The sequence below is a fragment of the Shewanella zhuhaiensis genome, assembly GCF_022484835.1.
Taxonomy (GTDB): domain Bacteria; phylum Pseudomonadota; class Gammaproteobacteria; order Enterobacterales; family Shewanellaceae; genus Shewanella; species Shewanella khirikhana.
Genome location: NZ_JAKUDL010000008.1, coordinates 164,959 through 181,784, shown reverse-complemented (window position 1 = coordinate 181,784; position 16,826 = coordinate 164,959). Strand labels below are relative to the sequence as shown.

Sequence of the window (16,826 nt, the reverse complement as noted above, 5' to 3'; positions counted from 1 at the left end):
TCATTGATAAAATCGTTTTGTCGACTTCATCAACCTGCGAGTATCCACACAGATTGCTTGATAAATTTTTAAAGAACCGACTGTTTCGCAGCATTGCTGTCAGTCAACGGAGGCGCATTATAGGGGCTTGGTTCGATAGCGCAAGCCCTTTTATTGGATTAATGTGCCAAGTGGATAGATTTTAGCCGCCAACGTATTTTTTGCCAGTAAGGCGGCTTATCAATGGAAGTGGGTTAAGACTTAAGAAACCCGGGTACATCGGCGATGCTGTCCAGCACTTTGCTGGCAAGAGCTTCACCTTCTGTGTCGACGCGCTTGCCGGTTCTCACCAAAATTTTGGTTGGGATACCTGCGGCCTCGGCGGCGCGCATATCATCAGCTTTATCACCCACCATCACGGATTTGGACAGGTCGATTTTGAGGAACCTAGCAGCAGAGACCAACATGCCGGGCTTTGGCTTTCGGCATTCGCAATCCTGCTTATACTCGCCAACGCCTTTCTCAGGATGGTGCGGGCAGTAATAGATACCATCGAAATCCACACCCTTATCGGCGAAGTTCCAGTCCATCCACTCAGTAAGCGTGTGGAACTCATCTTCGGAATACATGCCGCGGGCGATACCAGACTGATTGGTTACCACAACCAACTTATATCCCATGTTTTTCAAAGCAAGACAGGCCTCGAATACACCTTCAATGTATTCAAAGTCGTCCACCTTGTGTACATAGCCATGGTCTTTGTTGATGACGCCGTCTCTGTCGAGAAATACCGCTCGGTTCACTTAAGTCACTCCGGATTTGCAAGTGGCGCTATTATTTCACTCCTTTATCGGAAATGCACCGCCAAGATGGGCAGCCGGAACAAGTTTTTCACTTGTTTTGCATATTGCATACAACTAACATGCAATCAATAAAACAGTCCCGGTTTATCCGCCCACTCTCAATGAGGATGTTATGGCAAGCCAAATGAGTTCTGCCGTTGATACCGACCTGCACCGCGATCGTCGCCGAGCGCTGCTTAATGCCCTGCCAACTGGCAGTTTGGTGGTGATGGCAGCCTATAGCCAAAAAGTGCGCAGCAAAAACATTAAATACCACTTTCGCCAGGACAATGACTTTTTGTACCTTACCGGCTTTGCTGAGCCGGACGCCTTTGCAGTGCTGTACCGTGAAGGCGATGAAGACACCCTCGTTCTGTTTTGCAGACCAAGGGATAAAGACGCCGAAGTAAGCTTTGGCAGGCGCTCAGGGCCCGAAGGCGCTATCAGTGACTATGGCGCAGACGATGCATTTGTTATCGATGAATTCGAGCCCAAACTACTTGAACTGCTCAAAGGCAAAAACCGGATTTATGTCAGTGATGAGTTAAATCACTTGCCCAACCTCTGGCAGCTTATTAATCGCGAACGTTTTCAAACACCCTTTGATGCCCCCAAGGCTTATCGGCAGCTCTCGGCGCTGGCCGCAGTGCTGCACCCGATGCGGGTGGTTAAATCTCAAGCCGAAATTGGCCTTATTCGCCACGCGGTCAATGCCTCCATTGCTGGCCATAAGGCACTGATGCTGGCCGCAGCCCCAGGAGTCAACGAAGGCATGCTGGCTGCCACCTTTATGCTTGAGATTGCCAAGCACGGCTGCGTGGATGTGGGCTACCCGAATATTGTCGCAGCGGGAAACAACGCATGCTGTCTGCATTATGAGGAAAACTGCTGCACGGTAAATGATGGCGAGCTGGTACTGGTTGATGCCGGTGCCGAGTTCGGCCATTACAGTGCCGATATCACCCGCACCTTTCCTGCAACAGGCCACTTCACCCCAGCGCAGCGGCGCATTCACAATCTGGTATTGGCCGCACTCGATGCTGCTATCGCCAGGGTACGCCCGGGCACCCGCTGGAACGTTCTTTATGAAACCTGCATGGAAATGATGGCCAAGGGCCTGATTGAACTAGGCCTGCTTCAAGGCTCACTGGATGAGGTAATGACAAGCGAAAGCTACAAGCGCTTTACGGTGCACAAAACCGGCCACTGGCTTGGGATGGATGTGCATGATGTGGGGCCTTATCAGGATGAAAGCGGTAATTGGCGCGCGCTTGAGCCCGGCATGGTGTTTACCATAGAGCCCGGCATCTATATTCCGGCTGACGCGGTGGATGTGCCGAGCGAGTATCGCGGCATGGGCGTGCGCATTGAGGACGATCTGCTGGTCACTGAAGACGGCTGTGAGAACCTCTCGGTGGCCTGCCCGCGCAGCACCGACGAGATTGAAGCCTTTATGGCTGGTCGCATTAAGGCTGGATGAATTTCAGCCAGGCATTAAAAAGGCGACCAGTTGGTCGCCTTTTGTTTTTTGCAGATTCAATCAAAGCGCTTCACACTGTATGGGCTCATCTCAATGGCAGGGGGTTCCCCTGCCATTAATTGCCCCATCAGCTCGGCGGTGGTGGCCGCCCAGGTCAATCCCAAATGTTGATGACCAAACGCAAGGAAAACCCCCGGGCTTTGGCTTTCACCCAGAACAGGCAAGCTGTCTGGCATGGACGGCCTGAATCCCATCCAGCGCTCACCATCCTCTACGGTTGCAGCGGCGAACACCGCTGGCAGCAGCGCCTTGGCATGGGGCAGCAGACAATCGGCGCGCGCCGGTGACATGGGCGCTTCAAGGCCACCGAACTCCACTGTGCCGGCCAAACGTGTGCCACCATCCATGGGGGTAATGATGAACTTCCTGTCGAACGATGCCACTGGCCGCTTGAGGCCACTTTGCTGTGGCATCATCAAGTGATAACCACGCTCGGTATCGAGCGGCACCTTATGACCCGCACTCAGTGCCAAAGGCCGTGACCAGGCACCGGCACAAACAAGCAGCTTATCTGCCGTAAGCTTTCTGCCGTCATCCAGCACAGCAGACGGAGCTTCGCCGCCCTGCAACTGCTTAACACAGCCAAGCTCAATACTGCCACCCAGCCCAAGGAGTGTGTCTGCCAGCGCATCACAAATGGCCTTGGGGCTTGGGGTGTGGCCCACCTCGGTAAACCAGAGCGCCGCGGTAACGGCTTCGGTTAAGCTTGGCTCCAGTGCACGGGCCTCATCGCCAGTCAGTAGCTTTACCGCCACACCTGCATCGCGGTAATGGCGAAACTCAGCGTCAATTACCTGTTTATCCTGGGTTTCAAATACCAGCAGCGAGCCATTTTCAACCAACAGCTCCGGTCTGCCACAAAACGCCAGCAGTTCACGGGTGGCCGCCATCGACCCAAGATTCAGCGCCTTGATGGCAACGCCGTTACGCTCACGGTTTTTGCGACTCATATTGACCACAAAACGCATAAACCAGGGCAGTGCCTTATGGAAATACGCCGGGCGAATACGAAACGGCCCCAAAGGGTCCAGCAGCATGCCGGGTAGCTTGGGCAGCAAGGCAGGATCGGCCAGAGGAAAAACCTGCTCGGTGGCAAAATGGCCCGCATTGCCAAATGAGGCTCCGGCGGCCACGCCTTCCTTATCAATAACCGTGACCTTAAAAGCACGGCGGGCGAGCGCTACCGCACTGGCAAGCCCGACAACTCCGGCGCCGACCACAACAACGTGCTGCGCCGCGCCAACCTCTGTGCCCGGCTGGATTTGCAAAAGGTTATCTGTACTCATCCCACACCTCAGCGCAGCAAGAAGCCGGTTTGAAAAATATCGTCCGGATGGAGCAGGAATCTATGTTCACCGGTAATAAACGCACGACCCGACACCCGCGGGATGACGGCGCTTTTGCCATAAAAATCGCAGCTGTCGATGGCTTCAACCGTCATTTGTCCGCCCACAATGCTTTCAATCACCAGCGGCTGATTTAGCAATACATCGCCCTTGGCATGCAGCAGCGCTACCCGGCCCGCGACACCGGTACCTGTGGGAGAGCGGTCGACCTCGCCATCAGCAAAGATGCACACGTGGCGTGAATGAGCCCCCGGCACAGAAACCTTGGTGGACGTAAAAATAGTGCCGTAAAGAAAGCTCAAATCGGCTTCGAGCGGATGCTGGATAACGAACTTGGTCATCACTGCCTGTTTTATTCGCCTGCCCCAATCTATCAGCTGGCTGACATTTTCCGGCGAGCAGTCCAGCCCCAAAATATCGGCATCCACATAGGCGTAGTAAGCGCCGCCAAAGCCGATATCAAAGCTGACGGCACCTATGCCAGGTACCTCCACGGTTAAATCCAGCGCCTCAGCGAAGGAAGGCACATTGATAAAGCTGGCGCGGATTTTACCCTCTGCATCACGTTCAGCCCGGGCGCGGATAAAGCCCGCCGGTGCGTCTATACCAATTTCTGCCACACCTCCCGGCATGGGAATGGCGCCGGTTTCGCAGTACACGGTGGCAAGGGCAAGCACCGCATGGCCACACATGCTGGAATAGCCCTCGTTGTGCAGAAACAGCACGCCAAAGTCAGCGCCGGGAGTCACAGGCTCGGTGATAAGCGCACCATACATATCCGCATGACCGCGGGGTTCGAACATCAACAGCTTGCGATAATCATCGAGTTGCGCCATCAAATGCTGACGTTTCTCAAGAATGCTGTTGCCCGGCAACGGCGGGTAACCTGAGGTAATGATCCTCAGAGGCTCCCCTTCTGTGTGCGCATCCAGGGTGGTGATTTGTCGATAGCCCGAGCGCTGCTCGGCGCTCAGTGTTAAGGGTGCTGGGGCTTGCCGGGGTTCCATCGTATCCACATCCTCTTGTAATAATGTATGCAATATATAGTGACGCATGGCCAGGATTCAAATAATCTGTGATCAGCATTTTTCTGGATTGATTTATTGTATACAATATACTATAACTTATCGCAATGCCGAGCGCATCCTCTCCTTTCGCCACCGGGCAAGGGGAAAAATTAAGAAGACAAGACTAATTTGAGGTTTGAACATGAAAGTTAACTGGCAAGGTGTATATCCAGCAATTTCCACCCAATTCAATGAAGATGGCAGCATCAACTTTGAATCCAATACCCGTATGCTGGAGCAGCTGATTGAGGATGGCATCGACGGTATCATCGCTCTGGGTACCATTGGTGAAAACGCCTCTTTGAGTGCCGATGAAAAGCGCGCATTCCTCAAGCACACCGTGGGTGTGGTGAAAGGTCGTATCCCTGTGATTGCCGGTTGTACCGAAAACACAGCCCAGCTTGCCATGCAATACGTTCAGGACGTGGAAGCCATTGGCGTAGACGGTGTAATGCTGCTGCCAGCCGTGGTGTATCGTGGCACCAAGCGTGAAGTCATTACCCATTATCAGATGGTGGCCCGCGCAACCAGGCTGCCAATCATGATTTACAACAACCCGGTAAGCTACGGCGTAGATATCGACCTTGAAATGACTGCCATTCTGGCCGATGAGCCCAATATCGTGGCCATCAAAGAGTCCACCACAGATACCCGCCGCCTGACCGAATTGCAAACCCGTTTTGGTGACCGCTTTACCCTGTTTTGTGGTGTAGACGATATCGCACTGGAATCTCTGCTGCTCGGCGCCACAGGTTGGATTTCCGGCCTCACCAACGTGTTCCCCCGCGAGTCAGTCACCCTCTATAAGCTCGCCCGCGCCGGTCGCATCGAGGAAGCCCGTGAGATCTATCGCTGGTTTATGCCGCTGCTGCGCCTCGATACCATCCCTACTCTGGTTCAGTGCATTAAGTTTGCCGAGCAAATTGCCGGCCGTGGCAGTGAAAATGTACGCATGCCACGTATGACGCTGATTGGTGATGAGCGCGCCTACGTCGAGAAGGTGGTAGGTGAAGCTATGGCCAAGCGCCTGGATCTGACCAAGTACAATCTGGATTGATCCCAAGATGCCTGTCCACATGGTTGATGGCAAACTCAAGCAGCCCTTCGCCATGTGGATTGGTACAACGAGCCATAATAACTAGATAACCGGAGCTCAACGGCCATGATGAAAGGAACATTTTTCTGCGTCGATGCACACACCTGCGGTAACCCAGTGCGGCTGGTCACCAGTGGCCACCCTAACCTTGCGGGCCGCACCATGAGTGAAAAGCGTCAGGATTTCCTCGCCAATCACGACTGGATCCGCAAAGCATTGATGTTCGAGCCACGCGGCCATGACATGATGTCAGGCTCATTTCTGTACCCCCCCTGCTCTGATAATGCCGACGCCTCGATTCTGTTTATCGAGACCAGCGGCTGTTTGCCGATGTGCGGACACGGCACCATAGGCACCATCACCGCCGCCATCGAAACCGGGCTGCTGAAACCCAAAACACCCGGCAAACTGGTGCTTGACGTACCGGCTGGCCAAATCGAAATTGACTATCAGCAAACCGGCGCCAAAGTCGACTGGGTTCGTATTTACAATGTGCCGGCTTATCTGGCCCACAAAGACGCGATTCTCGATATTCCGGGCCTGGGCACCCTCAAGGTGGATGTGTCCTACGGCGGCAACTACTACGTGATTGTCGACCCACAGGCGAACTTCCCCGGGCTGCGTCACTGGAGTGCGGCGGATATTCTGCGTTGGAGTCCGATTGTGCGTCAGGTGGCCCACGAAACCCTGACCTGTATTCACCCCAACGACCCTACGGTGCAGGGCGTTAGCCACGTGCTGTGGACCGGCGACACCATCAGTGAAGGCTCAGACGGCGCCAATGCCGTGTTTTATGGCGATAAAGCCATCGACCGCTCGCCCTGCGGCACAGGTACCAGCGCCCGATTGGCGCAGCTGTACGCCCGCGGCAAACTCAAGGTGGGCGACAGCTACACCCACGAGAGCATTATCGGCAGCCAGTTTATCGGCCGTATCGAGTCCGCCACCAAGGTGGGCGACTATGATGCGATTCGTCCCAGTATTCAGGGCTGGGCCCGGGTGTTCGGCCAGAATGCCATCACAGTGGATGACGCAGACCCCTACGCCTTTGGCTTCCAGGTGGTGTAACCCTCGGCGCGCATCTCCCGGGCTTATTTAAAAAGGACCTCTTATGACGACTGACCTTTGTGGCCTTAACTTTTTTGGCCATCAATGGCAGGGAAAGGAAGCGGGCTTTGCCCGCTTCAACCCGCAAACCAATGAACAGCTGCCCGAGCGTTTTGCTGAGGCAGATGCCAGTGACGTAAATGCTGCAGCGCTCGTAGCCCAGCAGGCTTTTTGGGCCTATCAGCAAACATCTGATGCCGAACGTGCAGCACTGCTTAATGCTATTGCCAACGAACTTGAGCAAGATGCTGAGCTTATAGTACCCATGGCCATGCTCGAATCCGGCTTGCCGGAAGCACGCATTCGCGGCGAGCTTGGCCGCACCACAGGTCAGCTCAGGCTGTTCGCCGCCGTGCTTACTGAGCCCTATGATGCGCTTTTGATGGATGAAGCCAACCCAACCCGCGCGCCGCTGCCCAAGCCGGAACTCAAGCTTGGACACTTGCCGCTCGGGGTAGTCGCGGTGTTTGGTGCGTCCAACTTCCCACTGGCGTTTTCCACCGCCGGCGGTGATACCGCCTCGGCCCTCGCCGCAGGTTGCGCCGTTATCGTCAAAGGCCATCCGGCTCATCCAGGCACCAGCGAGCGGGTAACCCGCGCCATCGCGCGAGCCATCGACGCCACCGGCATGCCAAAGGGGCTGTTTTCGCTGCTGCAGGGTGCAAGCCCTGCGCTTTCCACCGCGCTGGTAGAGCACCCTTTGGTTAAGGCCGTCGGCTTTACCGGCTCGCTCAAGGTTGGCCGTATTCTGGCGGACCACTGTGCCCTTCGCCCTGAGCCCATTCCATTTTATGGCGAACTTGGTTCGGTGAATCCGCAGCTGCTGTTGCCTGGAAAACTGGCAGCGGATGCAACCTCACTGGCTGAGGCCCAGGTTAACTCGATGATGATGGGCCATGGCCAGTTTTGTACAAGCCCGGGGCTTATCATCACAGTTAAAGGTGCCGGGCTTGATACTTACCTTGCTGCTTTGGTGGACAAGCTGACAGCCCAGAGCGCTAACGCCATGTTAAGCCAGGGAATTTGCCACGCTTACAACAGCGCGGTGGAGACCGTGCTCAGCGAGGTGGATATCCTTGCCCAGGGTCAGGCGGCGCAGGCGGCGCACCAAAGTCGGCCGCTGCTGGCAAAAATCAGCGCTGCCAAGCTGATGGCAAAACCCGCGCTGCTCGATGAAATCTTTGGCCCCTTTGCTCTGGTGGCGATATGTGAATCCCACGCCGAGTTGCAGGCCCTGATTGCCGCCCTGCCGGGGCAGCTTACCGCCAGTGTTCACGGTCTGGAGGACGAGGTGGCAGCCTTTGCCGATATCATTCAGCGGCTTAGTTTTAAAGTCGGCCGGATCATCTTTAATCAGATGCCGACCGGTGTGGAAGTCGCTCGGGCAATGAACCACGGCGGCCCCTACCCGGCCAGTACCGACAGTCGCAGCACCTCAGTTGGCACCGAGGCGATGAAGCGCTTTGTGCGCCCTATCTGCTATCAGAACATGCCCGATAGCCTGTTACCCGAGGCGCTGAAATCCACCTCAACGCGCCTGAAGCGATTCTGACGCGAGTAACAGTTGAGCAAAATGATAAAGGGAAACCCATGGTTTCCCTTTATTTATGCATTCTTTGGCGGTAATCTTAGGCGATCAAAATATCTCGGTATAAAGAATAAGAAATGAGTCGAAACACGCCTATCGTTCATAAAACTCGCACTCAGGTCGTGGTAGAGGTGCTTAGGGAAAAGATCCTCTCGGGGGAGATCGCCGCCGGGGAGCCGCTGCGTCAAAGCGCATTGGCCGAGGAGCTGAACGTCAGCCGTATTCCGGTTCGGGAAGCCTTGCTGCAACTCGAAGCCGAAGGGCTGGTGAAATTCGAGGCCCACAAGGGTGCTACCGCCACAGAGCTGTCTGCCGCTCAGGTGACCGAATTGTTTGAACTCAGGGCGCTTATCGAGACAGATCTGCTTGCAAAAGCCATCCCGAATCTGCAAGATGAAGACCTGATCCAAGCGGAAAAAGTGCTGGAACAGCTTGAGTCTGCGTTTAAGCAGGAAGATGCCATTGGCAGTTGGGCTGAGCTTAACACCAAGTTCCACACCACCTTGTATCAGGCTGCCGACCGTCCCCACACGCTGGAAGTGGTGCACGGCCTGAACACCAACTGTGACCGTTACATTCGTCTTCAGTTGCTGCTAACCGGCGGGATCCCGCGGGCCGAGCAAGACCACAGAGATCTGCTGAGCTATTGCAAGCAGAAAGAAACCGACAAGGCTGTTGCCCTGCTGCGCGAGCACATTCTGCACGCCGCTGGCTCTATTCGCGATCTCGTCGCGGAACAGGTGAAATAATCAGGGACGACACGCTTACGCCACAAGCTTTGTTGTCGGATATACAAGGCAGGCCACTGGCTCTGCCTTTTTTGTTTGAGAGATTTTTATGCAGTACGCCACCATTACCGGCTGGGGCAAATGTGTACCCCCTGCCGTACTGACCAACCACGATCTGGCCACCTTTATCGATACTTCCGATGAATGGATTAAGCCCAGAACCGGGATCAGTCAGCGCCATGTCAGCCATGTAAACACTTCCGAGCTTGCCAGTTTGGCCGCCAAGCGCGCCCTCGCCGCAGCCGGTATCGACGGCAGCGAGTTGGACATGATTATTCTGGCCACCGCGAGCCCGGATACTCTGATCCCCAACATTGCCTCCACGGTGCAGGCCAATGTGGGCGCCCGCTGCGCCGCCTTTGATATCAATGCCGCCTGCTCAGGCTTCCTGTATGGCCTTGGTCTTGCCAGCTCGCAAATCAAAAGCGGTCAGTGCAAGAAGGTGCTGGTTGTTGGCGCTGAGCGCCTGACCTTCTATTTGGACTGGTCTCGCCGCGAAACCGCCGTACTCTTCGGTGATGGCGCCGGTGCCGTGGTGGTTGAAGCCAGCGATGTACCCGGCGGCGTGCTCGGCTATGAGCTGAACAACGACCCCGATGGCCGCGATATCCTCAAAGCCGGTTTCGGTACCGCCATGGACAGATTCAGCCCCGAATCACTGGATTTTTACATCCAGTTCGATGGCCAGGAAATCTTTAAGCGTGCCATTAACGGCATGGGCAAACTCAGTGCTCAGGTGCTGGAGAAATGCGGTCTGTCGAAAGACGATGTGGATTTGGTTATCCCCCATCAGGCCAACGAGCGCATTATCGACACCCTGGTGAGCAAGATGCGTATTCCAAAGGAAAAAGCCTTTGTGAATATCGCCAACTACGGCAACACCTCTGCGGCTACTATCCCTATCGCCATTTGTGACGCTCTGGAAAAAGGCCTGATTAAACCGAACGATACCATTTTGTCGTGCGCCTTTGGTGCCGGTTTGACTTCAGCCGCTCTGGCACTCAAGTGGGGCGAGCGCGTGACTCCGATAGCTGTGTCCGATGCCGAGCTGCCCCCCTGCGAAGAGACCGGCGTTGAACTGGTTCGCCGCGCGGTAAACTACTTCTGCAAGTAAGCTAGGCGCTGGCGTAGACGCTAATTTAAAGCCACCCGAACGGGTGGCTTTTTTGTATCGCTTGCCCGCTACCGCCCACTCATGCAGCCAACTAATGCGACCCAGGCCCGCTCAAATACAGTACTTATTCGCTCTGGTAATCGAGTCTCGCCTCGTCCCAGTAAATCGCCTTGCCGTAAAACTTCGCCACCAATGCGTTCAGATCGCTGAAACCATGGATTTCTCTGTCCTCAGCACCGATGCAGCCCCACACAAACCTATGACAGTTGTTCTCGAGCAGGTCGTATTCCCGATATTGATACAAGGCCTCAGCAGCGCGCTCGGCCGCCATTTCGTGGGCCAGACACTCATGGTTGGCATCGGCCGCAACGAAAATATGGCTACCGGTGCGGCCATGCAGAAAACGTTGCGCCGACACCGCACGAATAAGACCGCTGCCGTGCAGTTCAGCTATCAAGCCATCACCGAGATAGATGCCGGTGTGCTCTATCACCCCGTAGACATAGCAGCACATCAGCGCACCCGGCGTTGGTGTGGTTTTCCTGCCGCCACTTTGCCAGGTGCTGGGGTGCAGCACTGTGGCCTTGTCGGTGTGCATAAGCTCGGTAAGACCGCTGGCACGCCTGCGCTGCAGCGTTTTACGCGACTCTCTGGCATCCGCCACCGCCAGCGCGCCAAGTGCAGCGCCGCCAATCCACAGCAGGGGTAAAGGCATGGGCTCTCTCCCATCAGGTTCAATACATTGAGATTAAAATCAATTGCGCTGAAGTGAGACTGAAAATCTGTAAAAGAGTATTAATCACAGAGCAATAAATAGGGATCGGCGCTCTGGGTTGCCGCGCCCATACAGGCAAGCTGGGCCAAAAACAGCTCGGCGCAGGCAAGCGCATCGGTCAGCGCATTGTGGGCGTGATACACAGGCAAACCGTAGCGGCCGCGGCTTGCGCCAAGACGAAGACTGCCCTCTTTTATCACTTCCTGCCCTCGCAGCAGGCGACTGCGCTCAAGTTGCAGGGTATCTATAGCAAGCAGTGGCAATTCAGCGCCATAAACGCGTCTAATCCCCTCACGGATAAACCCCAGGTCCAGCGGCGCGTGATGCGCAAGCGCAATACGACCTTCAAGTTTCTCCAAAAGCCAGGCCATGGCATTGTCAAGGGGTAAGGCACCGGCAAGCTCTCGGTCGGTAATGCCATGAATGGCAGCGCTTTGGCCGACACTGCCATCAATCTCCACCAGAATGCTGGCAGCGCCTGCCAGATTAACCAGTCCTTTGTCGATGGGCACCACACCTATGGAGAGAATTTGGTCCTGCAAGGGATTAAGGCCGGTCGTCTCCAGATCCAGTGCCAGTATGGGCAAGTCGCACAAATGAGTAGCAAGCAGCGCGCGCTGACTGTCCAGCAACCGCTTAAGCGCCGGAGCTGCTGCGCTCGACAAGCCGCGGCTTTTCCACCACAGCCTTGGCCGCACCAGGGCGCCGGATACCATTAAAAGCTCCGCATAAATTTAAGCCGAAGCCCGGACTGGGCATCGTGCACCACTTTAAAGGCGTCCCGCAGTTGATGGCGCACCAGTGAAGACAGTTGCTGCGGCTTGAGAAAGTTACTCAGCGCCTGCCCCTGCTGATGTTGTACGCCCTGATTGGCAAGACGCATATGAGCAATAAATTCATGGGCATCGGCAAGATTAAGCGCATCTTTACGGCCAATCACCCCAAGCTCCATCAGAGCGCGGATCCGCTTGGCGGTATTCACTTCTTTGATACCGGCCGACAGGGCATACACCCTGGCAATGTCATTGATAAGGGCATTGCCCTTGTGCTTTAAATCTATGCCTTTCACTTCGCTGCCATCGCGCTCGAGCACGAATTTGCGGAAAAAGCCCAGCGGCGGTGATTCTTTCAGGCTGTTCCCAGCCATGCCGGCAAGGAAGATATCATTGTCTTTGGTGCCGGCGAGCACCTTGTCCTGCAGGGCGTCGAACAGGGTTTGCGGGCCAAACACCGGCCGCATATCAAAGAAAATAGACGCGTGCATCAACGCCTTGGGATCGGGAGCTTTTACCCAATTATCAAATACCTGCTGCCAGCGCTGCAGCGACATTCGCCACTTGGGGTTCTGAGCCATGATATCGCCCGGGCAAAACACATAGCCACATTCATTGAGGCCCGCGCACACGGCTTTGCTCAGGGCTTCAAAGTAGCCGCTCGCCTGCTCATCGGGCTCGGCGGCCAGTAACATGCCGTTGTCCTGATCTGAGCAGGCGGCCTGATCCTGCCTACCCTGGGAACCAAAAGCAAGCCAGCAGAAGGCCATTGGTGCCTCGCCTAAAATTTGCTGATTGAGCACAATCAGCCTTCGGGTCAGCGCATCGGTCACCGAGGTCAGCACCCGGCCTATCTCTTCTGCTCTGGCATCGGCACTGATAAGGCTTTGTAAAAGTTCGGGAATTTTTTTACTGACCGAGATTAGACTGGCCACATCCCGTTGGCGCTCAATTTCTCCAATCAGCATCAGCGGCGTTGAGCCCTGGCTGCGCAGAATGTCGGTACTGGAAATCACCCCCACAGGCGTATCGCCGTCCAGCACCGGCAGATGGTGGATATTGCGCTCACTCATGGCCAGCATCGCCTCAAATACCAGCGCGCTGGCACTGATGGTCACCGGGTTGCGGGTCATCGCCTGATGAACCGGCAGCGCTGCATCAAGCCCTTCGGCAAGCACCCTATTACGCAGATCTCTGTCGGTGAGAATGCCGCAAAGCTTATGATTGTCTGTCACCAACAGTGACGACACCCGGGCATCACGCATCATCACCGCCGCCTGACGTATGCTGTGGTTGCAATCTATGCTGAGCGGCGAGCCTGACATCAGCGAACTGATGCGGCTGGTGGTGGTCAGCTCCTTTGCCTTGAAACGGGCCTGATGGCGCATGCGTTTGGCAAAGGCGCGGTTAAAGAAGCGGTCGAACTCGCGGCTTTCCCGGCGCAGGCGATTAAAGCTGTCGGGATCGAGGTGATACACCAGGCCATCTTCTAAAATGGCCACCTTGTTGGAGACGGCTTCGCCGGAAAGCAGTGACGGAAAGCCGAAGAAGTCCCCCTCCCCCAGCCGGTCAACCAATTCGCCTTCGGCGTCGCGTACTTCAAAGGCGCCACTGCGAACGATGTAAAGCTGCGGATGATCAGCATCCAGCGGCACGTGGCCCATGGTTTTGCTGTAGTAGCCCACACTGAGCGCTCTGACACTGGCCGATAACAACTCCTGCGGCAGCGAGTCAAAGGGCACCAATTGTTCGAGGAACTGCATCAGGGGCTGTATTTCACTGGCATCCATAAAAATCATCCGCTTAGCGCACTGTTGGTGGGGCGCGAGTCCCGTTTTCCGGTTCTTGTCCCACTATAAGGCAGAGGCCTGAAAAGTCACTATTCGACCTAAGTAAAAAGCGGCGCCCAAAGGCGCCGCTTTTATCTTTTACTCACTGGGTTTATCAGTGATCAGATGCTCCACCGGCGCCTTTAGGGAAACGAATGGCTTCCACCATTTCTTCCACATGGGTTGGCACCGCAGCAGTCAGCTTGGCCACGACAACCGCAGTAACGAAGTTGACAATCATACCAATCATGCCGATACCTTCAGGCGAGATCCCAAACAGCCAGTTGGCAGGCACGTTGGCAGCAGGGTTTACGAACTTGAAGTAGATGATGTAGCCAGCGGTAAAGGCCAGACCCAGCACCATACCGGCAATAGCACCTTCTTTGTTCATCTTCTTGGAGAAGATCCCCATCACGATGGCCGGGAACAGTGAGGATGCCGCCAGACCGAAGGCAAACGCCACAACCGCTGCCACAAAGCCGGGTGGGTTGATACCGAAGTAACCGGCAATCACGATACCCACGGCCGCTGCGATTCGGGCATACAGCAGTTCCTGTTTATCCGAGATATTGGGTGCAAAGCCTTTCTTCATCAAATCGTGGGACACTGAGGTCGAGATAACCAGCAGCAGACCCGCAGAAGTCGACAGCGCCGCAGCCAGGCCACCGGCAGCCACCAGAGCGATTACCCAGGCTGGCAGGTTGGCAATTTCAGGAGTAGCCAGCACCATGATGTCACGGTCGATTTTCATCTCGTTGGCATCGCCCTTGGCATAGTACATCTTGCCGTCGCCGTTCTTGTCATCCCAGGTGATAAGACCGGTCTTTTCCCAGTTCTTAATCCACTGAGGCGCAGTCTCATAGGCCACACCGGTAGATTCAGGACCGTTGATGGTCTCAATCATGTTTACACGGGAGAAGGCAGCCAGCGCAGGCACAGTGGTGTACATGATAGCGATGAACACCAGCGCCCAACCGGCACTTGAACGGGCATCTTTTACCTTGGGAACAGTGAAGAAACGCACGATTACGTGTGGCAGACCGGCAGTACCCACCATCAGCGCGGCGGTAATGGCGAACACGTCAATCATGCTCTTGGAGCCTTCGGTGTACTGGGAGAAGCCAAGCTCAGCAGACAAACCATCAAGTTTATCCAGCAGATACACACCGGTACCGTTACCGGCCGCGTCAATCAGCTCAGCACCAAAGCCTATCTGCGGCAGTATGTGGCCGGTCATCATCACAGAGATGAAGATAGCTGGCACCATGAAGGCGAAGATAAGCACGCAGTACTGGGCAACCTGGGTGTAGGTAATGCCCTTCATGCCGCCAAGGACAGCGTAGAAGAACACCACGGCCATACCTATGTATACGCCAGTGTCTACGTCTACTTCGAGGAAGCGGGAGAACACCACGCCCACACCGCGCATCTGACCTGCAATATAGGTAAAGCAGATAAAGATAGCGCAGACCACAGCCACAGTACGGGCCGCCTGGGAGTAATAACGCTCGCCGATGAAGTCAGGTACGGTGAACTTACCAAACTTACGCAGGTAAGGAGCCATACACAGCGCCAGCAGAACGTAACCACCGGTCCAGCCCATCAGATACACAGAGCCATCGTAGCCCACGAAGGACACGATACCGGCCAGCGAAATAAACGATGCAGCAGACATCCAGTCAGCCGCAGTCGCCATACCATTCATTACAGGGGGAACGCCGCCACCGGCAACGTAGAATTCTTTGGTCGAACCGGCTCTGGACCAGATCGCAATACCGATGTAGAGGGCGAACGAGAGCCCCACAATCAGGTATGTCAGAGTTTGAACATCCATTGCAGTGCTCCTCAGTCTTCGTGAACGTTATATTTTTTATCGAGTGCGTTCGCCTTCTTAGCGTAGATAAAGATCAGCGCTACGAACACGTACATGGAACCCTGCTGAGCAAACCAGAAACCCAGTTTGAAACCCATAAAGGTGATTTGATTGAGTACATCCACCAGCAGAATGCCGAATCCATAGGACACAACAAACCAAACTGCCAGCAGGCTAACCACCAGGCGAAGATTTTCGCGCCAGTAGCCTTGAGCCTTTTCGTTGCTTTCGAATGCCATAGTAGTGACTCCCCTGTGTTTTAATAATTAAGTTAAGTCAGGGTTAATCTAGCAAGGCAGAATGTGACCTCAATCACGACCTTAGTCTAAGTGGTGATTGCGATTCGCATCGATATTACTGTATCTTGCTGTTATAAATAGAAAATGTTTGATATTTTTGAATTTTACAATTGCGATTTTTCTACGCTGGCTGCGACCTAGGTCTAACAAGCTGCTAACAAATAAAAACGCCCGGACCAGCCGGGCGTTTTCATCTGCTGACATTATCAGAGTTTGGCGACGTATTTCACCAGCTCGGCCAGCTGCTCGCTGCTGAGCCCCTGTACATTCAGCATATATTTGCCATTTACCAGCACACTGGGCACACCGCGGATCCCGGCAAGCTCGGCCTGGGTGTTAAAGCCCATCAGGGTGAACTGTCTGTCAGATGAGCTCAGCGCCTGGTCGATGGCATCAGCCTTCAGTCCCTGGGCAATAAAAAACGCCTTCACATCGGCCTCATCGCGAAATGGCGCAACCTGCTGAACCTGCTTGAAAATCGGCATATGTGTCTGCTCGGTCACTTTAAACTTCTGCGCCACATAATAAGCAAGCTGACTCATTTTCCAGTCGGGTCTGACGCCGGACACAGGGGTCCGTTCGAACTGCACCTCGTTACCAAGCAGCTTAACAGTATCGGCTATCGTGTGGTCGAAACGATAGCAATGGGGGCAGTTGTACGAGAAAAACTCCCGAACCACAGGCGCGTGGGACTCGGCAAAGCCATCGACTTTGACGTAATGCTTCCCTTCTTCAAAACTGGCGGCAAAGGTGGATGCCGACAGCATAATTCCTGCCAGTAATCCAAGCGTCTTCAAATGCTTAACCATG

15 protein-coding genes are annotated in these 16,826 nt (G+C 54.9%); 6 read left to right on the top strand and 9 right to left on the bottom strand.

The genetic code is table 11. From position 1 onward, the window contains the following. Positions 1–233: 233 nt before the first annotated feature. Positions 234–782: a D-glycero-beta-D-manno-heptose 1,7-bisphosphate 7-phosphatase gene (gmhB, locus tag MJ923_RS18420; protein WP_240592345.1), complete on the bottom strand. Its 549-nt coding sequence runs from the start codon at positions 780–782 to the stop codon at positions 234–236. A gap of 184 nt (positions 783–966) precedes the next feature. On the opposite strand from gmhB, the gene MJ923_RS18415 reads away from it, so the two are divergent. Continuing rightward, a complete protein-coding gene (locus MJ923_RS18415) occupies positions 967–2,301 on the top strand; it encodes an aminopeptidase P N-terminal domain-containing protein (RefSeq protein ID WP_240592344.1) in 1,335 nt (444 codons plus the stop codon). 56 nt (positions 2,302–2,357) lie between these two features. On the opposite strand, the gene MJ923_RS18410 is transcribed toward MJ923_RS18415, so the two are convergent. Both MJ923_RS18410 and MJ923_RS18405 read right to left on the bottom strand, forming a co-directional pair. After that, positions 2,358–3,647 (bottom strand): NAD(P)/FAD-dependent oxidoreductase, encoded by a 1,290-nt coding sequence (locus MJ923_RS18410; RefSeq protein ID WP_240592343.1) that lies wholly within the window; start codon positions 3,645–3,647, stop codon positions 2,358–2,360. Positions 3,648–3,655: 8 nt separating this feature from the next. After that, positions 3,656–4,714, bottom strand: a complete 1,059-nt coding sequence (locus MJ923_RS18405) for a proline racemase family protein (protein WP_240592342.1) — start codon at positions 4,712–4,714, stop codon at positions 3,656–3,658. Positions 4,715–4,916: 202 nt separating this feature from the next. On the opposite strand from MJ923_RS18405, the gene dapA reads away from it, so the two are divergent. The 5 genes from dapA (at position 4,917) to MJ923_RS18380 (ending at position 10,467) form a co-directional block, all read left to right on the top strand. After that, entirely contained in the window at positions 4,917–5,831 is a 915-nt protein-coding gene (dapA, locus tag MJ923_RS18400; RefSeq protein ID WP_240592341.1) for a 4-hydroxy-tetrahydrodipicolinate synthase, read from the top strand. A gap of 105 nt (positions 5,832–5,936) precedes the next feature. Further along, the gene (locus MJ923_RS18395) at positions 5,937–6,938 is read left to right on the top strand and encodes a 4-hydroxyproline epimerase (protein ID WP_240592340.1); all 1,002 of its coding nucleotides are present in this window, start codon (positions 5,937–5,939) and stop codon (positions 6,936–6,938) included. A gap of 43 nt (positions 6,939–6,981) precedes the next feature. Then, on the top strand, positions 6,982–8,529 hold the full coding sequence (locus MJ923_RS18390) for an aldehyde dehydrogenase (NADP(+)) (protein WP_240592339.1): 1,548 nt from the start codon (positions 6,982–6,984) through the stop codon (positions 8,527–8,529). Positions 8,530–8,642: 113 nt separating this feature from the next. Then, positions 8,643–9,314, top strand: coding sequence for a GntR family transcriptional regulator (locus tag MJ923_RS18385; protein WP_126166684.1), 672 nt, complete (start codon positions 8,643–8,645; stop codon positions 9,312–9,314). Positions 9,315–9,402: 88 nt separating this feature from the next. Beyond that, complete coding sequence (locus MJ923_RS18380; protein ID WP_126166683.1) at positions 9,403–10,467, top strand: ketoacyl-ACP synthase III; 1,065 nt, start codon at positions 9,403–9,405, stop codon at positions 10,465–10,467. Positions 10,468–10,591: 124 nt separating this feature from the next. On the opposite strand, the gene MJ923_RS18375 is transcribed toward MJ923_RS18380, so the two are convergent. The 6 genes from MJ923_RS18375 to MJ923_RS18350 form a co-directional block, all read right to left on the bottom strand. Further along, positions 10,592–11,182, bottom strand: coding sequence for a hypothetical protein (locus MJ923_RS18375; protein ID WP_240592338.1), 591 nt, complete (start codon positions 11,180–11,182; stop codon positions 10,592–10,594). Between the two features lie 80 nt (positions 11,183–11,262). After that, the gene (locus MJ923_RS18370) at positions 11,263–11,958 is read right to left on the bottom strand and encodes an exonuclease domain-containing protein (RefSeq protein WP_240592337.1); all 696 of its coding nucleotides are present in this window, start codon (positions 11,956–11,958) and stop codon (positions 11,263–11,265) included. Next, on the bottom strand, positions 11,958–13,805 hold the full coding sequence (locus MJ923_RS18365) for a DUF294 nucleotidyltransferase-like domain-containing protein (RefSeq protein ID WP_240592336.1): 1,848 nt from the start codon (positions 13,803–13,805) through the stop codon (positions 11,958–11,960). Before MJ923_RS18365 ends, MJ923_RS18370 begins: the two co-directional genes overlap by 1 nt. Before the next feature lie 154 nt (positions 13,806–13,959). Further along, positions 13,960–15,678: a sodium:solute symporter family protein gene (locus MJ923_RS18360; protein WP_240592335.1), complete on the bottom strand. Its 1,719-nt coding sequence runs from the start codon at positions 15,676–15,678 to the stop codon at positions 13,960–13,962. 11 nt (positions 15,679–15,689) lie between these two features. After that, on the bottom strand, positions 15,690–15,956 hold the full coding sequence (locus tag MJ923_RS18355; protein ID WP_126166678.1) for a DUF4212 domain-containing protein: 267 nt from the start codon (positions 15,954–15,956) through the stop codon (positions 15,690–15,692). A gap of 266 nt (positions 15,957–16,222) precedes the next feature. Next, positions 16,223–16,825 (bottom strand): thiol:disulfide interchange protein DsbA/DsbL, encoded by a 603-nt coding sequence (locus MJ923_RS18350; RefSeq protein WP_240592334.1) that lies wholly within the window; start codon positions 16,823–16,825, stop codon positions 16,223–16,225. Position 16,826: the final 1 nt, after the last annotated feature.

Excerpts from the sequence above, each read along its gene's own strand:
- MJ923_RS18355 (WP_126166678.1), bottom strand. The coding sequence starts at position 15,956 with ATGGCATTCGAAAGCAACGAAAAGGCTCAAGGCTACTGGCGCGAAAAT.
- MJ923_RS18360 (WP_240592335.1), bottom strand. The coding sequence starts at position 15,678 with ATGGATGTTCAAACTCTGACATACCTGATTGTGGGGCTCTCGTTCGCC.
- MJ923_RS18385 (WP_126166684.1), top strand. The coding sequence starts at position 8,643 with ATGAGTCGAAACACGCCTATCGTTCATAAAACTCGCACTCAGGTCGTG.
- MJ923_RS18365 (WP_240592336.1), bottom strand. The coding sequence starts at position 13,805 with ATGGATGCCAGTGAAATACAGCCCCTGATGCAGTTCCTCGAACAATTG.
- MJ923_RS18415 (WP_240592344.1), top strand. The coding sequence starts at position 967 with ATGAGTTCTGCCGTTGATACCGACCTGCACCGCGATCGTCGCCGAGCG.
- MJ923_RS18395 (WP_240592340.1), top strand. The coding sequence starts at position 5,937 with ATGATGAAAGGAACATTTTTCTGCGTCGATGCACACACCTGCGGTAAC.
- MJ923_RS18370 (WP_240592337.1), bottom strand. The coding sequence starts at position 11,958 with ATGGTATCCGGCGCCCTGGTGCGGCCAAGGCTGTGGTGGAAAAGCCGC.
- MJ923_RS18390 (WP_240592339.1), top strand. The coding sequence starts at position 6,982 with ATGACGACTGACCTTTGTGGCCTTAACTTTTTTGGCCATCAATGGCAG.
- MJ923_RS18405 (WP_240592342.1), bottom strand. The coding sequence starts at position 4,714 with ATGGAACCCCGGCAAGCCCCAGCACCCTTAACACTGAGCGCCGAGCAG.
- MJ923_RS18350 (WP_240592334.1), bottom strand. The coding sequence starts at position 16,825 with ATGGTTAAGCATTTGAAGACGCTTGGATTACTGGCAGGAATTATGCTG.
- dapA (WP_240592341.1), top strand. The coding sequence starts at position 4,917 with ATGAAAGTTAACTGGCAAGGTGTATATCCAGCAATTTCCACCCAATTC.
- MJ923_RS18380 (WP_126166683.1), top strand. The coding sequence starts at position 9,403 with ATGCAGTACGCCACCATTACCGGCTGGGGCAAATGTGTACCCCCTGCC.
- MJ923_RS18375 (WP_240592338.1), bottom strand. The coding sequence starts at position 11,182 with ATGCCTTTACCCCTGCTGTGGATTGGCGGCGCTGCACTTGGCGCGCTG.
- MJ923_RS18410 (WP_240592343.1), bottom strand. The coding sequence starts at position 3,647 with ATGAGTACAGATAACCTTTTGCAAATCCAGCCGGGCACAGAGGTTGGC.